The organism is Pseudomonas sp. CCI3.1, assembly GCF_034313985.1.
Classification (GTDB): domain Bacteria; phylum Pseudomonadota; class Gammaproteobacteria; order Pseudomonadales; family Pseudomonadaceae; genus Aquipseudomonas; species Aquipseudomonas psychrophila.
In genome coordinates this window covers 3,750,402-3,768,295 of record NZ_JAVIWO010000001.1, presented here as the reverse complement: position 1 = coordinate 3,768,295, position 17,894 = coordinate 3,750,402, and the positions used below count along the sequence as shown (strand labels likewise).

The 17,894-nt window shown below is 58.1% G+C and carries 17 protein-coding genes; 9 read left to right on the top strand and 8 right to left on the bottom strand.

What is annotated here, in order from left to right:
* Positions 1–18: 18 nt before the first annotated feature.
* Both ribD and nrdR read right to left on the bottom strand, forming a co-directional pair.
* Positions 19–1,152, bottom strand: coding sequence for a bifunctional diaminohydroxyphosphoribosylaminopyrimidine deaminase/5-amino-6-(5-phosphoribosylamino)uracil reductase RibD (gene ribD, locus RGV06_RS17270; RefSeq protein WP_019824315.1), 1,134 nt, complete (start codon positions 1,150–1,152; stop codon positions 19–21).
* On the bottom strand, positions 1,149–1,613 hold the full coding sequence (gene nrdR, locus RGV06_RS17265; RefSeq protein ID WP_019824317.1) for a transcriptional regulator NrdR: 465 nt from the start codon (positions 1,611–1,613) through the stop codon (positions 1,149–1,151). Before nrdR ends, ribD begins: the two co-directional genes overlap by 4 nt.
* 139 nt (positions 1,614–1,752) lie before the next feature.
* Between nrdR and RGV06_RS17260 the strand changes: the two genes are divergently transcribed.
* The 3 genes from RGV06_RS17260 to trxA are packed head-to-tail and all read left to right on the top strand — an operon-like array spanning position 1,753 to position 3,795.
* Positions 1,753–2,202: a YbaY family lipoprotein gene (locus RGV06_RS17260; protein WP_048351228.1), complete on the top strand. Its 450-nt coding sequence runs from the start codon at positions 1,753–1,755 to the stop codon at positions 2,200–2,202.
* Positions 2,199–2,888 carry a class I SAM-dependent methyltransferase gene (locus tag RGV06_RS17255; RefSeq protein ID WP_046810532.1) on the top strand — a complete coding sequence of 230 codons (690 nt, stop codon included), beginning with the start codon at positions 2,199–2,201 and terminating at the stop codon, positions 2,886–2,888. The genes RGV06_RS17260 and RGV06_RS17255 overlap by 4 nt, the downstream gene beginning before the upstream one ends.
* A 31-nt stretch (positions 2,889–2,919) precedes the next feature.
* On the top strand, positions 2,920–3,795 hold the full coding sequence (gene trxA, locus RGV06_RS17250; protein ID WP_322150666.1) for a thioredoxin: 876 nt from the start codon (positions 2,920–2,922) through the stop codon (positions 3,793–3,795).
* A 170-nt stretch (positions 3,796–3,965) separates the two neighbouring features.
* Here trxA and RGV06_RS17245 read toward each other — a convergent pair whose 3' ends face one another.
* Positions 3,966–4,313, bottom strand: a complete 348-nt coding sequence (locus tag RGV06_RS17245) for a hypothetical protein (protein ID WP_322150665.1) — start codon at positions 4,311–4,313, stop codon at positions 3,966–3,968.
* A 134-nt stretch (positions 4,314–4,447) separates the two neighbouring features.
* Here RGV06_RS17245 and RGV06_RS17240 point away from each other — a divergent pair, with 134 nt between their 5' ends.
* The 5 genes from RGV06_RS17240 to RGV06_RS17220 all read left to right on the top strand — a co-directional run bounded on the left by RGV06_RS17240 (position 4,448) and on the right by RGV06_RS17220 (position 8,536).
* Complete coding sequence (locus RGV06_RS17240; protein WP_322150664.1) at positions 4,448–5,047, top strand: DUF2796 domain-containing protein; 600 nt, start codon at positions 4,448–4,450, stop codon at positions 5,045–5,047.
* 139 nt (positions 5,048–5,186) lie between these two features.
* Positions 5,187–5,897 (top strand): ABC transporter ATP-binding protein, encoded by a 711-nt coding sequence (locus RGV06_RS17235; protein ID WP_019824328.1) that lies wholly within the window; start codon positions 5,187–5,189, stop codon positions 5,895–5,897.
* A 1-nt stretch (position 5,898) separates the two neighbouring features.
* Positions 5,899–7,164 (top strand): ABC transporter permease, encoded by a 1,266-nt coding sequence (locus RGV06_RS17230; RefSeq protein WP_322150663.1) that lies wholly within the window; start codon positions 5,899–5,901, stop codon positions 7,162–7,164.
* A 10-nt stretch (positions 7,165–7,174) separates the two neighbouring features.
* Positions 7,175–7,699: a DUF3299 domain-containing protein gene (locus RGV06_RS17225; protein WP_019824331.1), complete on the top strand. Its 525-nt coding sequence runs from the start codon at positions 7,175–7,177 to the stop codon at positions 7,697–7,699.
* 138 nt (positions 7,700–7,837) lie between these two features.
* A complete protein-coding gene (locus tag RGV06_RS17220; protein ID WP_019824333.1) occupies positions 7,838–8,536 on the top strand; it encodes an OmpW/AlkL family protein in 699 nt (232 codons plus the stop codon).
* Positions 8,537–8,593: 57 nt separating this feature from the next.
* Here RGV06_RS17220 and RGV06_RS17215 read toward each other — a convergent pair whose 3' ends face one another.
* From RGV06_RS17215 to RGV06_RS17195, 5 genes are all read right to left on the bottom strand, one after another.
* Entirely contained in the window at positions 8,594–9,523 is a 930-nt protein-coding gene (locus RGV06_RS17215) for an NAD-dependent epimerase/dehydratase family protein (protein ID WP_322150662.1), read from the bottom strand.
* Positions 9,516–10,400 (bottom strand): sugar nucleotide-binding protein, encoded by an 885-nt coding sequence (locus RGV06_RS17210; protein WP_037031999.1) that lies wholly within the window; start codon positions 10,398–10,400, stop codon positions 9,516–9,518. Before RGV06_RS17210 ends, RGV06_RS17215 begins: the two co-directional genes overlap by 8 nt.
* A gap of 144 nt (positions 10,401–10,544) precedes the next feature.
* Positions 10,545–12,659: a mechanosensitive ion channel family protein gene (locus tag RGV06_RS17205; protein WP_048351231.1), complete on the bottom strand. Its 2,115-nt coding sequence runs from the start codon at positions 12,657–12,659 to the stop codon at positions 10,545–10,547.
* 271 nt (positions 12,660–12,930) lie between these two features.
* A complete protein-coding gene (locus RGV06_RS17200) occupies positions 12,931–13,461 on the bottom strand; it encodes a single-stranded DNA-binding protein (protein ID WP_046810341.1) in 531 nt (176 codons plus the stop codon).
* Positions 13,462–13,470: 9 nt separating this feature from the next.
* On the bottom strand, positions 13,471–14,862 hold the full coding sequence (locus tag RGV06_RS17195) for an MFS transporter (RefSeq protein ID WP_322150660.1): 1,392 nt from the start codon (positions 14,860–14,862) through the stop codon (positions 13,471–13,473).
* Positions 14,863–15,059: 197 nt separating this feature from the next.
* On the opposite strand from RGV06_RS17195, the gene uvrA reads away from it, so the two are divergent.
* Complete coding sequence (gene uvrA, locus RGV06_RS17190) at positions 15,060–17,894, top strand: excinuclease ABC subunit UvrA (protein ID WP_019824343.1); 2,835 nt, start codon at positions 15,060–15,062, stop codon at positions 17,892–17,894.

Here is a 17,894-nt window from a genome sequence, read left to right as displayed (position 1 = left end):
TAAAACGAAGGCTGAGAATTATACGCTCGCTGGCGGCACGGGAATGGCAGTGACTCGCCAGTCATCGCCCACCGCGCGCATTTCGGTGATTTTGAGCAATGGTGCTTCGCTCATGTGGGTCAACGGCAGCTCAAGCAGTGGCCGGGCTGTGGAGCCCAAGAACTTGGCCGCAACGAAGATCTGGTACTCATCGACCAGACCTTGATCGGCAAATGCCCCAGCCAAACGCGGACCGGCCTCGACCAGCACTTCGTTGACGCCGCGTGCAGCCAGCGCAACCAATAGTTTGCGCAGGTCAACCTGGCCGTTGGCGCCGTGAATCACCAGGCATTCGGGCCCCGTGCGGTACTGCTCGGCAGGCGGCACGCAGGTCGCGACCAGCGCTGGCCCGGCTTTGAAAAAAGGTGCATCCAGCGGTACCCGCAAACGCCCGTCGATCAACACTCTAAGCGGCGGGCGGCTGAGCGCCAGCGCGGTCAGTTCAGGGCTCAGGCCCAGCTCGGGACCGCGCACCGTGAGGCGTGCGCCGTCGGCCAGAACCGTGTCGGCTCCGGTCAGCACGACGCTGGCCTGGGCTCGCAGACGCTGTACGGCAGAGCGCGCCTCAGGACCTGTGATCCACTGGCTTTCGCCGTTGGCCATCGCGGTGCGGCCATCAAGGCTCATCGCCAGCTTGACCCGCACAAACGGCAGGCCGTGCTCCATGCGCTTGAGGAAGCCTGGATTAAGCGCCCTGGCCTGGGTTTCAAGCACACCGCTGAGCACTTCAATTCCGGCGTCAGCCATACGCTTGAGGCCGCGCCCGGCGACTTCCGGGTTGGGGTCTTGCATGGCCGCAACTACACGCGCCACGCCCGCACTGATCAGGCCTTCGGCACACGGCGGGGTATGCCCGTGATGGCTGCACGGCTCAAGGGTCACATAGGCTGTAGCGCCACGGGCCAGTTCGCCCGCTGCGCGCAGCGCGTGGACTTCGGCATGGGGCTCGCCGGTGCGCACATGCCAGCCTTCGCCGACGATCTGCCCGTCGCGCACGATTACGCAACCGACACGCGGGTTGGGGTGAGTGGTGTACAAACCGTTGCGCGCCAACTCGATGGCACGCGCCATGTAATGGATGTCTAAAATCGATTGTTCAGTGGACTGGGTCATTCTTTCGAGGGCTCACGGGCAAGTCGGTCGATCTCTTCACGGAACTCGTTCAAGTCCTGGAAGCGTCGATAGACCGAGGCAAAGCGGATATAGGCCACTTCGTCGAGCTTTTGCAGCTCGCCCATGACCAGTTCACCAACCACCAGCGATTTGACTTCACGTTCGCCGGTGGCACGTAGCTTGTGCTTGATTCGCGCCAGCGCCGCTTCAAGGCGCTCGACACTCACCGGGCGCTTTTCCAGCGCACGCTGCATGCCGGCGCGCAGCTTATCTTCGTCGAAGGGCTGACGACTGCCGTCTTGCTTGATCAGACGGGGTAACACCAACTCGGCTGTTTCAAAGGTGGTGAAACGCTCACCACAGGCCAGGCATTCGCGCCGGCGACGCACCTGGTCGCCCTCGGCGACCAGACGCGAGTCGATGACTTTAGTGTCGTTGGCACCGCAGAAGGGACAGTGCATGGTGGCAGCCAACAAAAATGGGGAGCCCCATGTTAGCGCATCCCACTGGCAAGACAAGCCATAGGCTTTACGGTATACAGTCGGGCTACTATGTTTTACACAATCTGATACATCGACTGACCTGCTGCTGGAGCCGTGTATGCCGCTACGAACGCTTGTTTTGCTGTGCCTTGCCAGTTTGCTGGTGGCTTGTAGCAGTGAGCCACCCAAATCGGCACAGCCCCAAGTGCTGACGCAGCCAAAAACCGACGCCCCGGCTGACCTGGGCCCGCTGCCCGCTCACCAGCGCGAGCTCAGCGGTGTGCTGACCGGTGCCCCGGCGGGCGCCGAGGTTGAGTTGGCAATGCTGATTGTCGACGAGCGTGGACGCCCCCAAGGACTGATGGCCAGCAGCAAAATCATCGGTAATAACCAGCCGCTGCCATTCAAGCTGCGCTTCAACCCCGAAGCCTTCCCGGCCGGTGCACGGGTGGAGCTGCGCGGTCGGGCCAGCCAGTCCGGGCAACTGATCCTGCACCTGCCTTCACGAATTATCAGCCAGCCCGCAACGCAGGCGCTGGGCACTCTGGCATTCGTCAAAGCACCATGAATACACCGCTAGACCTGCAGCAGTCGTTAGGCGAGTTGTTGGGTGATGCGCAACTGATCATTACCGACTTGCCCGACACTGCGCTCAAGCTCTGGCTGATCGATGCGCACAACATGGATCGTGCCTTCACCCCTGACGAAACCCGACGCATTCTCTACGAGCCGCCCTACTGGGCGTTTTGCTGGGCCAGCGGGTTGGCGTTGGCACGTTTTTTGGCCGACCGCCCGCACTGGGTCAAAGGCAAGCGCGTGCTGGATTTTGGCGCCGGCTCCGGCGTGGCGGGGATTGCGGCTGCACGGGCGGGGGCACTGGAAGTCGTGGCCTGCGACCTTGACCCGCTAGCGCTGGCTGCATGCCGGGCGAATGCGCAACTCAACGATGTGCAACTGGGCTATTGCAGTAATTTTTTTGCCGAGGTCGACCGGTTCGATCTGATCCTGGTGGCTGACGTGCTGTATGACCGTGAAAACCTGCCGTTGCTGGATCATTTTTTAACCCGCGGCCAAGAGGCGCTGGTAGCCGACTCCCGCGTGCGCGACTTCAAGCATCCGCTGTATCGACCACTGGAAATGCTCAAGGCACTGACCTTGCCCGACCTGGCCGAACCCCACGAATTTCGCAACGTCAGCCTGTATCACGCGCAACGCGAACCCACGCCTTTCAGCGCTCGCGTCGAGCCTTTATAGTTGCCCTCATTTACCTGCTTCGAGACACATAATGAATCAGCCTAAGCCTGCTTACAGCTTCGACGTAACCTCCGCGGACTTCGACAAATTAGTGGTCCAGGCCTCTTTCGACCAGCCGGTTCTGGTGGATTTCTGGGCCGAGTGGTGCGCGCCTTGCAAGGTGATGCTGCCGATCCTGGAACAAATCGCCGAGGACTATCAGGGCGAATTGTTGCTGGCCAAGGTCAATTGCGATGTCGAGCAGGACATTGTGGGCCGCATCGGTATTCAGACATTACCCACGGTCGTGCTGTTCAAGGACGGCAAGGTTGTCGATGGTTTCCAGGAAGCACAGCCTGAGTCGGCCATCCGCACCATGCTCGCCCCTCACGTAGTCATGCCTGAAGCCGCCGTGGAAGACCCGTTGGTACAGGCTCAGGCGCTGTTCGCCGAAAGCCGTTTTGCCGATGCCGAAGCCCTGCTTAAAAGCATCCTGACTGAAGACAACAGCAACGCCATGGCACTCATCCTGTATGGCCGCTGCCTGGCCGAGCGCGGTGAACTGACTGAAGCGCAAGCCGTGCTGGATGCGGTCAAAAGCGACGAGCACAAAGCCGAGCTGGCAGGGGCCAAGGCGCAACTGACGTTTTTGCGCCAGGCGGCAGACTTGCCTGATGTTGCCGATTTGAAAACCCGCGTGGCACAAAACCCGCAGGACGATGAAGCTGCGTACCAACTGGCGATTCAGCAATTGTCGCGCCAGCAATATGAAGGGGCTCTGGACGGCTTGCTGAAGTTGTTTACCCGCAACCGCAGCTATAACGAAGGCATCACCCACAAGACGTTGCTGCAAGTGTTCGACCTGCTGGGCAACGACCACCCGCTGGTCACCACGTACCGCCGCAAGCTGTTTGCAGCGCTGTACTAAACGCCGATACATATCTGTAGCAGCTGCCGAAGGAACGAGGCTGCGTTCGGCGGCGAAGCCGTCGTAAATTCAGATCACGCGGTGTTTCAGATACATCGCGCTTGCCGGGTTTGCGACGGCTCCGCCGTCGAACGCAGCCTCGTCCCTCGGCAGCTGCTACAGGGTTTTTGTTACGCCCCGTCAACCCAGCTGTAGATAGGTGAATCTGCGCCGCTGACCACCTTGACCTCGGCACAATGGCGCAGGCGAACCAACAGGCGCTTGCCCGCACCCGTGCTGCCGGTCAGCGCTTCAAGCTGCCCCAGCAGCTCAGGCCCGGTCATCTGGCCGGCCTTGCGCAGCAAGTCTTTGGTGGTTTCCCACACGGCATCATCCTGATTCGCTGGCTTGGCCGGTGGCTGAATGGTCGGCGCCTCACCCACAGGCAACTGCGCGCCCAGCTTCGCCCAATCGCCGTCATCCAGCTCCACCGTCAAATCCACCGGCCAGTCGCCTATCGTTCCGCGAATGCGCACCATCGTTGTGCTCCTCAAATTTCAGGAAGCCATGCTCCCATGCGTCTTGCGTAACGCCAAGCACACGGGCAAACTCTCGCAACACTTGTTATAAGATCACATAACAAAATATTCATATTTCTTGCTGGAGTGCTCCCATGCGCCGTTTGCTTCTTGCTTTGCCGTTTGCCTTGTTGCCGCTGGCGATGGCTCACGCCGCCGACGTTCATGACCATGACCATGAGCATGAGCATGAGCATGAGCATGAGCATGAGCATGAGCACAGCAGCTTGCCGCCCCATGAACATGGCGTGGGAAGCTTGAATGTGGCGCTGGACGGTCAGACGCTGGAGCTGGACCTGGACGGTCCATCCATGAATCTGGTGGGTTTTGAACACGTCGCCACGACCGACTCGGACAAGGCCAAGGTCAGTTCGGCCCGCAAACAACTGGAAAACCCGCTGGTACTGTTCAGCATTCCAAAGGCCGCCGGCTGCACCGCTGACGAGCAAGAGCTCAAGAGCCCGCTGTTCGAATCGTCTCCCGAAGAAGGGGTAACCAAGGGCGAACACCACCACAGTGATATCGAAGCCCACTACGCTTTTACCTGCAGTCAACCGGATGCGCTGAAAGCCCTGGACCTGGCCCAGTTTTTCAAGACATTCCCCGGCACGCATAAATTCAAGGTACAACTGATCGGCCCAAGTGGTCAGCAAGCGGTGGAAGTGACGGCCAAGGCACCTACGCTGAAGTTTTAAATACCCGCCCCTCTGTGGGAGCGGGCTTGCTCGCGATGGCGTCACCGTGCTTTCACTGAAAGACTGCAGCGTCTGGATCGCGAGCAAGCCCGCTCCCACAAAAAACACCCCCCGATGACACAGGCGATTTCCTCTCCCCATGACCCAAGCACTTATCGAACTGAGCGACCTGAGCTTCAGCTGGCCGGGGCACCCCGTGCTGCTGGATATCCCGGCGTTTCGCCTGGAACCCGGTGAAACCCTGTTTCTCAAAGGCCCCAGCGGTAGTGGCAAAACTACCCTGTTGGGTTTGCTGGGCGGGGTGCAAAAAGCCGACCTGGGCACGATCCGCTTGTTGGGCCAGGAACTGAGCGAACTAGGCTCGGGCGCACGCGACCGCTTTCGGGTTGATCACACGGGCTATATTTTTCAGCAGTTCAATTTGCTGCCGTTTTTATCGGTTCGCGAGAACGTTGAGTTGCCTTGCCACTTCTCCAAACTACGCGCCAGCCGCGCCGTGCAGCGCCATGGCAGTGTGGATAACGCCGCGCAAACCCTGCTCGCACATTTGGGCCTCAAAGATCCGGCGCTGCTGGAGCGTCGCGCCGATTCGTTATCAATTGGCCAGCAGCAGCGCGTTGCCGCCGCCCGCGCATTGATCGGCCAGCCCGAACTGGTGATTGCCGACGAACCCACCTCTGCGCTGGATGCCGACGCCCGCGAAGCCTTTATCCAGTTGCTGTTTGCCGAATGCCGCGAGGCTGGGGCCAGCCTGTTGTTTGTCAGCCACGATCAAAGCCTGGCTCCCCTGTTCGACCGCAATCTGTCGTTGTCTGAACTCAATCGCGCCGCCACACAGGTAGAGGTCTGAGATGTATCTGTTTCGTCTAGCGCTGGCCAGCCTGGCCAATCGCCGCTTTACCGCGCTGCTGACCGCCTTCGCCATTGCCCTCTCGGTCTGCCTGCTGCTGGCAGTCGAGCGGGTGCGCACCGAAGCCCGGGCCAGCTTTGCAAGCACCATCAGCGGTACGGACTTGATCGTTGGCGCGCGCTCCGGCTCGGTCAACCTGCTGCTGTATTCGGTATTTCGTATCGGCAATGCCACCAACAACATTCGTTGGGACAGCTTTGAACACTTCGCCAACAACCCGAAAGTGAAATGGGCAATTCCCATGTCCCTGGGTGACTCGCATCGTGGTTATCGGGTGATGGGTACCAACGAGAACTACTTTGAACACTATCAATATGGCCACAAACAAAACCTGAAGCTGGACAGTGGCCGGGCCTTTGCAACCGATCCTTTCGAAGTGGTACTGGGTGCCGAAGTCGCCGAGGCGCTGCATTACAAACTGGGCGACAAGCTGGTGCTGGCCCATGGCGTGGCAGCGATCAGCCTGGTCAAACATGACGACAAACCGTTCACCGTGGTCGGCATTCTCAAGCGCACCGGCACCCCGGTTGATCGCACGCTGCACATCAGCCTTGGCGGCATGGAAGCGATTCATATCGACTGGCACAACGGTGTGCCCGCCCATGGTGCCGGGCGTGTCAGCGCCGATCAGGCACGCAATATGGACCTCACGCCACAGGCCATCACCGCATTCATGCTGGGCCTGAACAGCAAGATGTCCACCTTTGCCCTGCAACGTGAAATCAATGAGTTTCGCGGCGAACCCATGATGGCCATTTTGCCGGGCGTGGCCCTGCAAGAGCTCTGGAGCCTGATGAGCACCGCTGAAAAGGCGCTGTTTGTGGTTTCGCTGTTCGTGGTATTGACCGGGCTGATCGGCATGCTCACTGCGATTTTGACCAGCCTCAATGAACGTCGCCGCGAGATGGCGATTCTGCGCTCCGTGGGTGCACGGCCCTGGCACATCGCAACCCTGCTGATTTTCGAAGCCCTCGCGCTGGCATTGGCCGGGGTGATCGCAGGTGTAGGTTTGCTGTATGTGTGCATCGCCATCGCTCAAGGCTACGTGCAATCCAATTACGGACTGTATTTGCCACTGGCATGGCCAAGTGAATATGAATGGACGCTGCTGGGCGGTATTCTGGCAGCCGCCCTGCTGATGGGCTGCGTGCCCGCTTGGCGCGCCTATCGACAATCGCTGGCCGACGGCCTGTCCATTCGTTTATGAGCCTACGTTTATGAAAAGGTCTGCAATCTCACGCGTGGTACTGGCGTTCTTACTGTTGGTGGCGACACCGCTGTGGGCGGCCGACCCAAAAGAGCTGACCTGGTCTGAGATGATCCCGCCGGATGCGCCACCTGAAGCCCCGGACATGACGCCGCTGCACGACTTGTCTCAGATCGGTGACATGGAGACCGCTCCGGCAGCCAGGCAGAACTTGCCCAACGCGCCGGTAGTTGCGGCGCTGGACGGCCAACTGATTCGCCTGCCGGGATATATCGTGCCCCTTGAGGTCAGCGAAGATGGCCGTACCACGGACTTTTTGCTGGTGCCCTACTTCGGCGCGTGCATTCACGTACCGCCCCCACCGTCGAACCAGATCGTGCATGTGACCAGCAAAGAGGGGGTCAAACTCGACGAGCTGTACCAACCGTACTGGATCGTAGGGGCGATGCAGGTCAAGGCCAGTACCAGCGAGCTGGCGGATGCGGGTTATCAGATGGATGCGCAGAAGATCGTGGTGTACGAATTGCCGGAGTGAATCAAAAGCACCGGGGCGCTCTTGGCAACTAACGAATTTTTCACAACTTCATCTTTTCATTGAGCTGGGTCAACTGAACGGGTGTGCGGGCTCATTACCATTGGCTATATAAATTTTAAATATCCCAATGGAGCTCCCATGCACAAGTCTTTGCTCAGCGCAGCCGCCCTTGCGCTCGCTGTCGTCGCGCCTCTTGCCCACGCACACACCGAAGGCGACATCATTCTGCGTGCCGGTGCCATCACCGTAAACCCGAAGGCCGACAGCTCCAGCGTCAAGGTTGATCAGGGCCCACTGGCGGGCACCGATCTGGGTGGCAAGGCGACCATGAGCAGCGACACGCAACTGGGTCTCAACTTTGCTTACATGATTACCGACCATGTGGGTATCGAACTGCTGGCGGCAACGCCGTTTGAGCATGACGTCAAACTCAAGGGCACCGGCCTTGCTGCGGCCAACGGCAAACTGGGCAGCCTCAAGCACTTGCCACCGACCTTGAGCGTTGTTTACTACCCACTGGATTCCAAGTCGGTGTTCCAGCCTTACGTGGGTGCCGGTATCAACTACACCTGGATCTACGACGAACACGTCGGCAGCAGCGCCAGCGCCGAAGGTTTCGACAACTTTAAGGCGAAAAACTCCTGGGGCATGGCATGGCAGCTGGGTGCTGACTACATGCTGACCGATAACATCATGATCAACGCCCAGGCGCGCTATATCGATATCGACACGCGCGCAACGGTCGAAAACAACGCCGTCGCACCGGGCACACGCGCCAAGGTCAACGTTGATGTAGACCCATGGGTTTACATGGTAGGTCTGGGCTACAAGTTCTAAGCCCGCCCCCATAAAAAAGGCGCCTTTAAAGGCGCCTTTTTTGTGAGCGAAAAAACATTAGCGACCGAGCAGGCGCGCCAGTCCGACACTCATCGGTGTGGTTTCACCCAGGGTGAAGCGTTGCAACAGACGGCTGTTGTCGGCACGGGAATGACGGATATCGCCAGAACGGGCAGGAGCGTAGGTGATAGGTGGCAGTGGGCCGACGACTTCGCTCAGAGCTTCAAGCATTTGCTTGAGAGTGGTGGCCTTGTTCAGGCCAACATTCACTGCGCCTTCCTCAACCTTCCGCGCCTCTATGGCCTGCACTAGAAGTCTGACTACATCCCCCACATAGACGAAATCGCGGGTTTGCTCACCATCGCCAAAAATGGTGATAGGCAAGCCCTTTTCAGCACGCTCACTGAAAATACTGATCACGCCCGAGTAGGGCGAAGATGGATCCTGGCGTGGGCCAAAGATATTGAAGAAGCGGAAAATCACCGGTTCAAGACCGTGTTGGCGACGGTAGAAATCCAGGTAGTACTCGCTGGACAGCTTGTCGGCGGCGTAAGGGGTCAACGGCGCTTTAGGCGTGTCTTCGACGATCGACTCACCTTCGCCGTTATTGCCATAGACCGCAGCACTGGACGCAAACACAACGCGCTTGATGCCGGTTTCGCGCATGGCTTCGCACACGTTCAGGGTGCCGATAAAGTTGCTTTGATGAGTGCGGACCGGATCGTCCACCGATGCTTGCACCGACGCGACCGCTGCCAGATGAACTACCGCACTGCAACCGGCCATTAACTTGGCAACCAATGCAGCATCAGCCACATCACCTTCGATCAGCTCGACCTTGGGGTTGTCCAACGGCAGGTTGCTGCGCTTGCCCGCTGACAGGTTATCGAGGATCCGTACGGCATATCCTTTGGCCAGCAAAGCCTCAACCAGATTGGAACCAATGAAGCCGGCGCCACCGGTGATAAAAACGGGCGCATTAACCATGACGATAAAACCTGTCCAGTAAAGTGGGGAGTGCCGCACGCCATGCGCGAGGCTTGATCCCGAAGGTGTGTAGAATTTTTTTGCACGCCAGCACTGCGTGCTGAGGCTCTTCAGCCGCATCCGGCCGCGCGGCATGTGCCTGGGGCGTAGGTGCTTCGATTGCCAGCGGATGCAGGTTGCGCGCCTCGGCCAGAATCGCCTGGCCCAGCGCCAGCGGCGTCGTCGCCTCATGCCCGGCGTAGTGGTAAGTGCCCCACAGGGGCGCCGCACAATCAAGCTGCTTGAGTACCGAGATAATGACCCGCGCGGCGTCGTCCACCGGTGTCGGATTGCCCCGTCGGTCATCGGCCATCAGCAGTTCGCCCGGTTTTTCGGCTTGAGCCAGAAACCGCCCAAGGGTGCCATCGGGGCTGTCATCCAGTAACCAGCCAAAACGCAGCAGCACGTGTTGTGGGCAAATGGCCCGCACACTTTGCTCGATACGCCACAGTGCCTGACCGCGCAACCCTAGCGGGACTGGCTCGTCCTTCTCGCTGTAGGCCGTGGCTCGCGACCCATCGAAAACTCGATAGCTGGAAGGTTGCAGTAAGGTAATGCTGTGGTGCTGGCACAACTCAGCCAGACGCTCGACAGCACGCTCTTGAGCGGCAAGGCGGGTCTCACTCACTGACTGCGCCTGAAACCAGTCGAAGTAGTACGCAAGGTTGATGACAGCATCCGGGCGGGTGTCGTCGAGCAGTTGCGTGAGGCTCGCGGCGTCCCAACCGTCTTGCGGTGGACGCGGGGCAAGGAAATTAATGTCTTCCTCGGCACCCAGACGAATCAGCGCCTGCCCGAGGGCATTTCCGCCGCCCAATAACATAAGGCGCATTCGCATAAAGTATGCAGACTCAGTCTATTCAGAACGGTGATGTATACCAGAAAACCAGCCGTGAAAGCTGCTGACCATGATCAAGATAGCCTCATTTTGCGGGTTTCTGCCTCACTCGTCACTGACAAACTGCCCCCATGTAGCTGGCCCTCACTGTGATCGCGGCGGGATGTCTGACAGCAGCACTGTAGACCGTTGCGCCGAGGAGTCTGTTTGCGATGATTGTTCCGGCTCACGAACAGGCATCAGGAACCCCTGTGGATAATGTTGCGCAAAATGCACTTCAGGCGACTTATCCACAAGCTTTTTAAGCCGGTCATTGAATGCCCGGCTAACGGTGTTCTGCGCCCCCGACAGGGTGCGGAACTGCGCAGTAATCGTCACACCGTCCAGGTTCATGCTGTCGACACCAAAAATGGTCAACGAGCCCTGCAAGCTGAGGCTCAGCAAAGGATCGTCACTGATTTTATTCCCCGCCTCCCGTATCAGGGCTGTCGCCTTGTCCATGTCAGTGTCGTAAGTGAACTGTACTGAAAAAAATGCATAGGCAAACTGCCGAGAGTGGTTGATCACCGCCTTGATCTGACCAAACGGCACCGAGTGGACAAAGCCACGGGAGTCCCGCAGCCGCAAGGTCCGAATGGTCAACCCCTCGACCGTACCCGCGTGGGAAGAGTCGATCACGACCCAATCGCCGACCGAAATGGTGTCTTCAATGATGATGAACAATCCGGTGATCACATCTTGAACCAGCTGCTGAGAGCCGAAGCCGATCGCCAGGCCGATAACCCCGGCGCCCGCCAGGAAGGGAGCCACGTTAACTCCCAGATTGGCCATGGTGGTGATGGTACAGATCACCACCAACACCACTTTGATCGCATTGCGCGTCAACGGCAGGATGGTTTTGATCCGCGTGCTGGGTTCGCGGGTGCCACGTCGGTTGGTCGTGGGCTCCAGCGCTTGCTGAATAGCTGTGTCGAGCACGACCCACGACAACCAGGTCACCAGAAAAATCAGCAGGATGTGCCCCAGTGAGTCGCTTATAACCCGGCCGGTATTGCTGTCTGAAGCAAAGGCCAGCAATGAGAAACCCCAGATATTAGCCAATAGCTCAATAAAGCTCACCGCCAGGGCAATACGCAGCAAGGCGTAAACCACATTCATAAAGCGATCTTTATAGGCTCCGGAGCTTTGAACTTTCGTACGAAATGAGTGATGCAGGATCGTACTCAGAAATACAGTGCCGATCAGCAAGCCGGATGTCAGCAGCGCATTGCGCAAAGCGCGCTCGCTACCCTCGCCCACACCCAGCAAGTTGAGTGCCGTTGCCAGCAGCATTAGCAATAGGGGCCAATACCAGAGCACCGAAAAAATGCGTAATGACTCTTGCAATGCCGGCTGCCCCAGACGCTGAGCCAAGGCCCGATTACGCATCAAGTGAGCAACCGGACGACGAAGCCGGACTGCCAAAAAGGCTAAAATGGCGCACGCCATCAACCCTGAAAACACCGAGAGACAGGTCGCAATGTTGCCGCCAATTTCCAGCGTAATTTGCGGGCTGTTCATGGCATCACTCAAAGCAGCCAAAAAACCGGTCCAAAATAGCGGGCGCATGGCGTAGTCGCGAATGATCTGAACTGCACGTCGTTTGTGTTCCACATCAAACATCGTATTCAGTGACAGCACCAGTGCCGAGCAGAACACCCCTCCGCTGCTGGCATATGACAGGCTAAGCGCCAGCGAACGGCCAAGGGAGTCGTTCAGGAAACGACTGACATACAACGTCAGTAATAAGCTGAGCAGCGCAGGCACCAAATAAGGTAACCCGTAGCCGATAAGCGCTTGGATCCGCGGCCTGCTGTTAATTCGACGACTCTTGCCCAAATAACTCGCAAGCCAACGTCCTGCCAGCATTAATCCGATGAAGGCGCATACCCAGATCACGGATAACAGGAAAAAATCCCCCACCCCGTTCCACGAAGGATGAGTCGATGCCTGAACCCCCAGCTCCTCGACTTCTTGTGCCGCCCGTTTGATACGCAAACTCCAGGCACCTAACTGATGCACGCTGGAGCCCAGCTGGCTCTGGACCTCATCCATACCGGCACCCAAGGCGCCCAGCAAACCGCCATCGACCAATACGGGTGGCTTACCGTCGGACTCTTCGGCTTTCATGATGGAGGCCAGCGTAGGCGCTGCCTGAACAACACCGTTGCCTGATAACAACAGGATGAGGAACAAAATCGCTGTCTTGAATGTGAGCAAACCCGGAAATCCTCCTGGACAAGTCTGGCGAGCAGATCGCAACGAACCGAGAAAATCGGCCGGCGACTCGACGCGCGCTTCCCGGTACAGCGTAGTCAATCCACGGATTAACCCAGCACCTTCGTGAGAAAACTCTCTCATATGCAGCACAAGCGAGTCCTGTCCCGGATCAACCATGCCCTTCCCTGCAAAAAGTGCGGCACAAAAAAAGCCCGTCGCTGAATCAGCGACGGGCTTTTTTAGTACTGCGATGAAGCTCGAAAGCTACAAATCAGAACGGAATATCGTCATCAAAGCTGTCGAAGTCCGGAGCAGGTTGTGGTGCCTGCTGTTGCGGCGCTGGACGCGACTGCTGCTGAGGCTGCTGCTGCGGCGCAGGGCGTTGAGCCTGCTGACGCGGAGCGGACTGCTGTTGCTGGTAGTTGTTACCACCACCCTGGTTTTGTTGGTCGCCCTGTGGACGGCCACCCAGAAGCTGCATGGTGCCTTGCATGTCGACCACGATTTCGGTGGTGTAACGCTTGATACCGTCTTTTTCCCACTCACGGGTTTGCAGCTTGCCTTCGATGTATACCTGCGAACCCTTGCGCAGGTATTCGCCAGCGATCTCGGCAACTTTTCCGAACATCGATACACGGTGCCATTCAGTCTTTTCGACTTTTTGGCCAGTTTGCTTGTCAGTCCACTGTTCGCTGGTTGCCAGACTCAGGTTGGTCACGGCATTACCGTTAGGCAAGTAGCGAACTTCGGGATCCTGGCCGCATGTGCCGACCAATATAACTTTGTTAACCCCACGGGCCATAACGTTCTCCTAGGCTTCGCACGTCGGCGCTGGGTTAACCAACTGCTCGAGTGTCGCGCGATCCAATAGTTCGGTGTCCAATTTGATATAAATCGCAGCTTCTTCAGCCACGATCACTGCATCTGTAACGCCAGCAACTGCTTTCAAACGCTCGGTCAAACCTGCTTCGCGAAGCGCATCAGGTGATAACGGCAAGCGCAGGCTGGTTACATATGGTGGTTCACGCATGGTAACAGCAAAGGCCAGCCAGAGTGCAGCCAGACCTGCGCCTCCAAGGAACACAACCGACAAACCGCCATGCTGGAATAACCAGCCGCCGAGTATGCCCCCCAGTGCCGAACCCAGGAATTGGCTGGTGGAATAAACCCCCATCGCCGTGCCCTTGCCACCCGCCGGTGACACTTTGCTGATCAGCGAAGGCAATGAAGCCTCAAGCAGGTTGAACGCAGTAAAGAACACTACAGTACCAATCACCAATGCACGCAAGCTGTCGCCAAACTGCCAGAAGAATAGCTCAGTGAGCATCAACGTCGCGACGGCGCCGAGTAAAACTCGTTTCATTTTGCGTTTCTTTTCGCCGTAGATGATGAACGGAATCATGGCGAAGAAAGAAATCAGCAAGGCAGTCAAGTACACCCACCAGTGCTGCTCCTTGGGCAGTCCGGCCTTTTCGACCAGCGCCAGCGGCAACGCGATAAAGCTCGACATCAACATGGCGTGCAACACAAAAATGCCGAGATCAAGACGCAGCAGATCTGGATGACGCAAGGTGGGTAGCAATGCCTGCCTGGCCACCCCGGACTCGCGGTGCTGCAAGGTCCCGGTCGAGCGCGGCACCATGAACATGACGATCACGATCCCCAGCAGCGCCATCGCACCTGTGGCCAGAAACAGCCCGGACAGCCCGAAGGCACGAGTGAGCAGCGGCCCCACGACCATTGCGACAGCAAATGATAAACCGATGGTCATGCCGATCATGGCCATCGCCTTGGTGCGATGCTGCTCACGGGTGAGGTCTGACAGCAATGCCATGACAGCAGCAGAAATTGCACCCGCTCCCTGCAGGATACGTCCCGCAATGACACCCCAAATCGAATCTGAATTAGCCGCCAACACGCTACCCAAAGCGAAGACAATCAGCCCCAGATAAATGACCGGGCGCCGCCCAATACGGTCGGAAATAACACCAAACGGGATCTGAAAAATGGCTTGAGTCAGGCCATAAGCGCCAATCGCGAGGCCAATCAGGGCGGGCGTCGCGCCGGCAAGGTCCATCCCATAGGTCGCCAAAACCGGCAACACCATAAACATGCCTAGCATACGGAAGGCGAACACCAGGGCCAGACCGCTTGCTGCTCGGGTCTCGCCGCTACTCATGCGTTCGCTGTGGGGATCGTGCATGGAAAAACCTCATGTGAACCGGCGGCGATTCTATCAGTCCCATCGAGTAACAGCACATACGCGAGAGAGCCGCGACGCTTTGTCACGCAAAAGTTATAAAGGCTGCTTGAATGACATCGTGTCATCAAGGCCTGCACAGCTTTCATACAGATCCGTATACTCATTCGTTTACGTTATGCCCGCCAAGCGAGGCCGCAGTGGACAAGATCCTGATACGTGGGGCACGAACCCACAACCTGAAGAACATCGACCTGACCCTGCCCAGGGACAAACTGATCGTCATCACCGGACTGTCTGGCTCCGGCAAATCATCCCTGGCGTTTGACACTTTGTACGCCGAAGGCCAGCGACGTTATGTCGAGTCGCTGTCAGCCTATGCGCGGCAGTTCCTGTCGATGATGGAAAAGCCCGACGTCGATACCATCGAAGGTCTGTCGCCAGCGATATCCATCGAGCAAAAATCGACATCGCACAACCCGCGCTCCACGGTTGGCACCATCACCGAAATTTACGATTACCTGCGCTTGCTGTACGCCCGCGTAGGTATCCCCCGCTGCCCGGACCACGACATCCCCCTTGAAGCCCAGACCGTCAGCCAAATGGTCGATCTGGTGCTGGCGCAGCCTGAAGGCAGCAAGCTGATGTTGCTGGCTCCGGTGATTCGCGAGCGCAAGGGTGAGCACCTTTCTGTATTCGAAGAGCTGCGCGCCCAGGGCTTCGTGCGGGCACGCGTCAACGGCAAGCTCTGCGAGCTGGATGAGCTGCCTAAGCTAGACAAGCAGAAGAAGCACACCATCGACGTGGTGGTCGACCGCTTTAAAGTGCGTGCAGATCTGCAACAGCGCTTGGCCGAATCATTCGAGACCGCGCTGAAGCTTGCCGATGGCATTGCCTTGGTAGCACCGATGGACGACGAGCCGGGTGAAGAGATGATTTTCTCCGCGCGCTTCGCCTGCCCAATCTGTGGCCACGCGATCAGTGAGCTGGAGCCCAAGCTGTTTTCCTTCAACAACCCGGCTGGCGCCTGCCCCACGTGTGACGGGCTGGGGGTCAAGCAATTTTTTGACATCAAGCGGCTGGTCAATGGCGAGCTGACCCTGGCTGAAGGCGCGATACGCGGCTGGGACAGGCGCAACGTTTATTACTTCCAGATGCTGGGAGCGCTGGCCAAGCATTATGACTTCAGTCTTGAAGTGCCGTTCAGCGAGCTGGCGGCTGATAAGCAAAAGGTCATCCTGTACGGCAGTGGCACGCAAAATGTAGATTTCCGCTACCTGAATGATCGCGGTGACATCGTTAAGCGCGCGCATCCGTTTGAAGGCATCGTGCCAAACCTTGAGCGTCGCTACCGCGAGACCGAGTCGTCTACCGTGCGTGAAGAGCTCGCCAAGTTCCTTAGCACCCAAGCTTGCCCGGATTGCCGCGGCACCCGTCTGCGGCGCGAAGCCCGCCACGTGTGGGTCGGTGAAAAAACCCTCCCGGCCGTGACCAATATGCCTATTGGTGATGCGACCGAATACTTCAGCACCCTGAGCCTGACCGGACGTCGCGGCGAAATTGCCGACAAGATCCTCAAGGAAATTCGCGAGCGCCTGCAGTTTTTGGTGAATGTGGGGCTCGACTATCTGTCACTGGATCGCAGTGCCGATACGCTGTCCGGCGGTGAAGCCCAGCGTATTCGTCTGGCCAGCCAGATCGGCGCAGGCCTGGTCGGGGTGCTGTATATCCTCGACGAACCCTCCATCGGCCTGCATCAGCGTGATAACGACCGATTGCTGGGCACCCTCAAGCATCTGCGCGACATCGGTAACACGGTGATTGTGGTGGAGCATGACGAGGACGCGATTCGTCTGGCGGACTATGTGGTGGATATCGGCCCGGGCGCGGGTGTGCATGGCGGGCACATCGTCGCGCAGGGTACCCCGGCCGAGGTCATGGCACACCCGGACTCACTGACCGGTAAGTACTTGTCGGGCCGGGTGAAGATCGCCGTGCCCGCCAAGCGCACACCACGCAACAAGAAGCTGACGCTTTCGCTAAAAGGCGCTCGCGGCAACAACTTGCGCAACGTGGATCTGGAAATCCCAATTGGGCTGTTGACCTGTGTGACCGGTGTATCGGGCTCGGGCAAGTCGACACTAATCAACAACACGCTTTACCCGCTCAGCGCCACAGCACTCAATGGCGCAACCACGCTTGAAGCCGCGGCTCACGACAGCATCAAAGGCCTTGAGCATCTGGACAAGGTCGTAGATATCGACCAGAGCCCGATTGGCCGTACACCCCGCTCCAACCCTGCGACCTATACCGGGCTGTTCACGCCGATACGCGAGTTGTTCTCGGGCGTACCTGAGTCGCGCTCGCGCGGCTATGGCCCGGGGCGCTTCTCCTTTAACGTGAAGGGCGGACGCTGCGAGGCCTGTCAGGGTGATGGCTTGATCAAGGTAGAAATGCACTTTCTGCCTGATATCTACGTGCCTTGCGATGTGTGCAAGAGCAAGCGTTATAACCGTGAGACCCTTGAGATCAAGTACAAGGGCAAAAGCATCCACGAAGTGCTGGAGATGACCATCGAAGAAGCCCGTGTGTTCTTTGATGCCGTGCCGGCCTTGGCGCGTAAGCTGCAAACGTTGATGGATGTAGGTTTGTCGTACATCAAGCTGGGGCAGTCCGCCACAACGCTGTCAGGCGGTGAAGCACAACGGGTGAAACTGTCCCGCGAGCTGTCCAAGCGCGATACTGGCAAAACGCTTTATATCCTCGATGAACCTACAACAGGTTTGCACTTTGCCGATATCCAGCAATTACTGGATGTGCTGCATCGTCTACGCGATCACGGCAATACCGTGGTGGTGATCGAGCACAACCTGGATGTGATCAAGACTGCTGACTGGCTGGTTGACCTGGGACCTGAAGGCGGTTCCAAGGGTGGTCAGATCATCGCAACCGGTACTCCGGAAGAAGTAGCCGAGATGTCGCAATCTCATACGGGCTTCTATCTGAAACCGTTGCTGATCCGCGACCGGGATTAA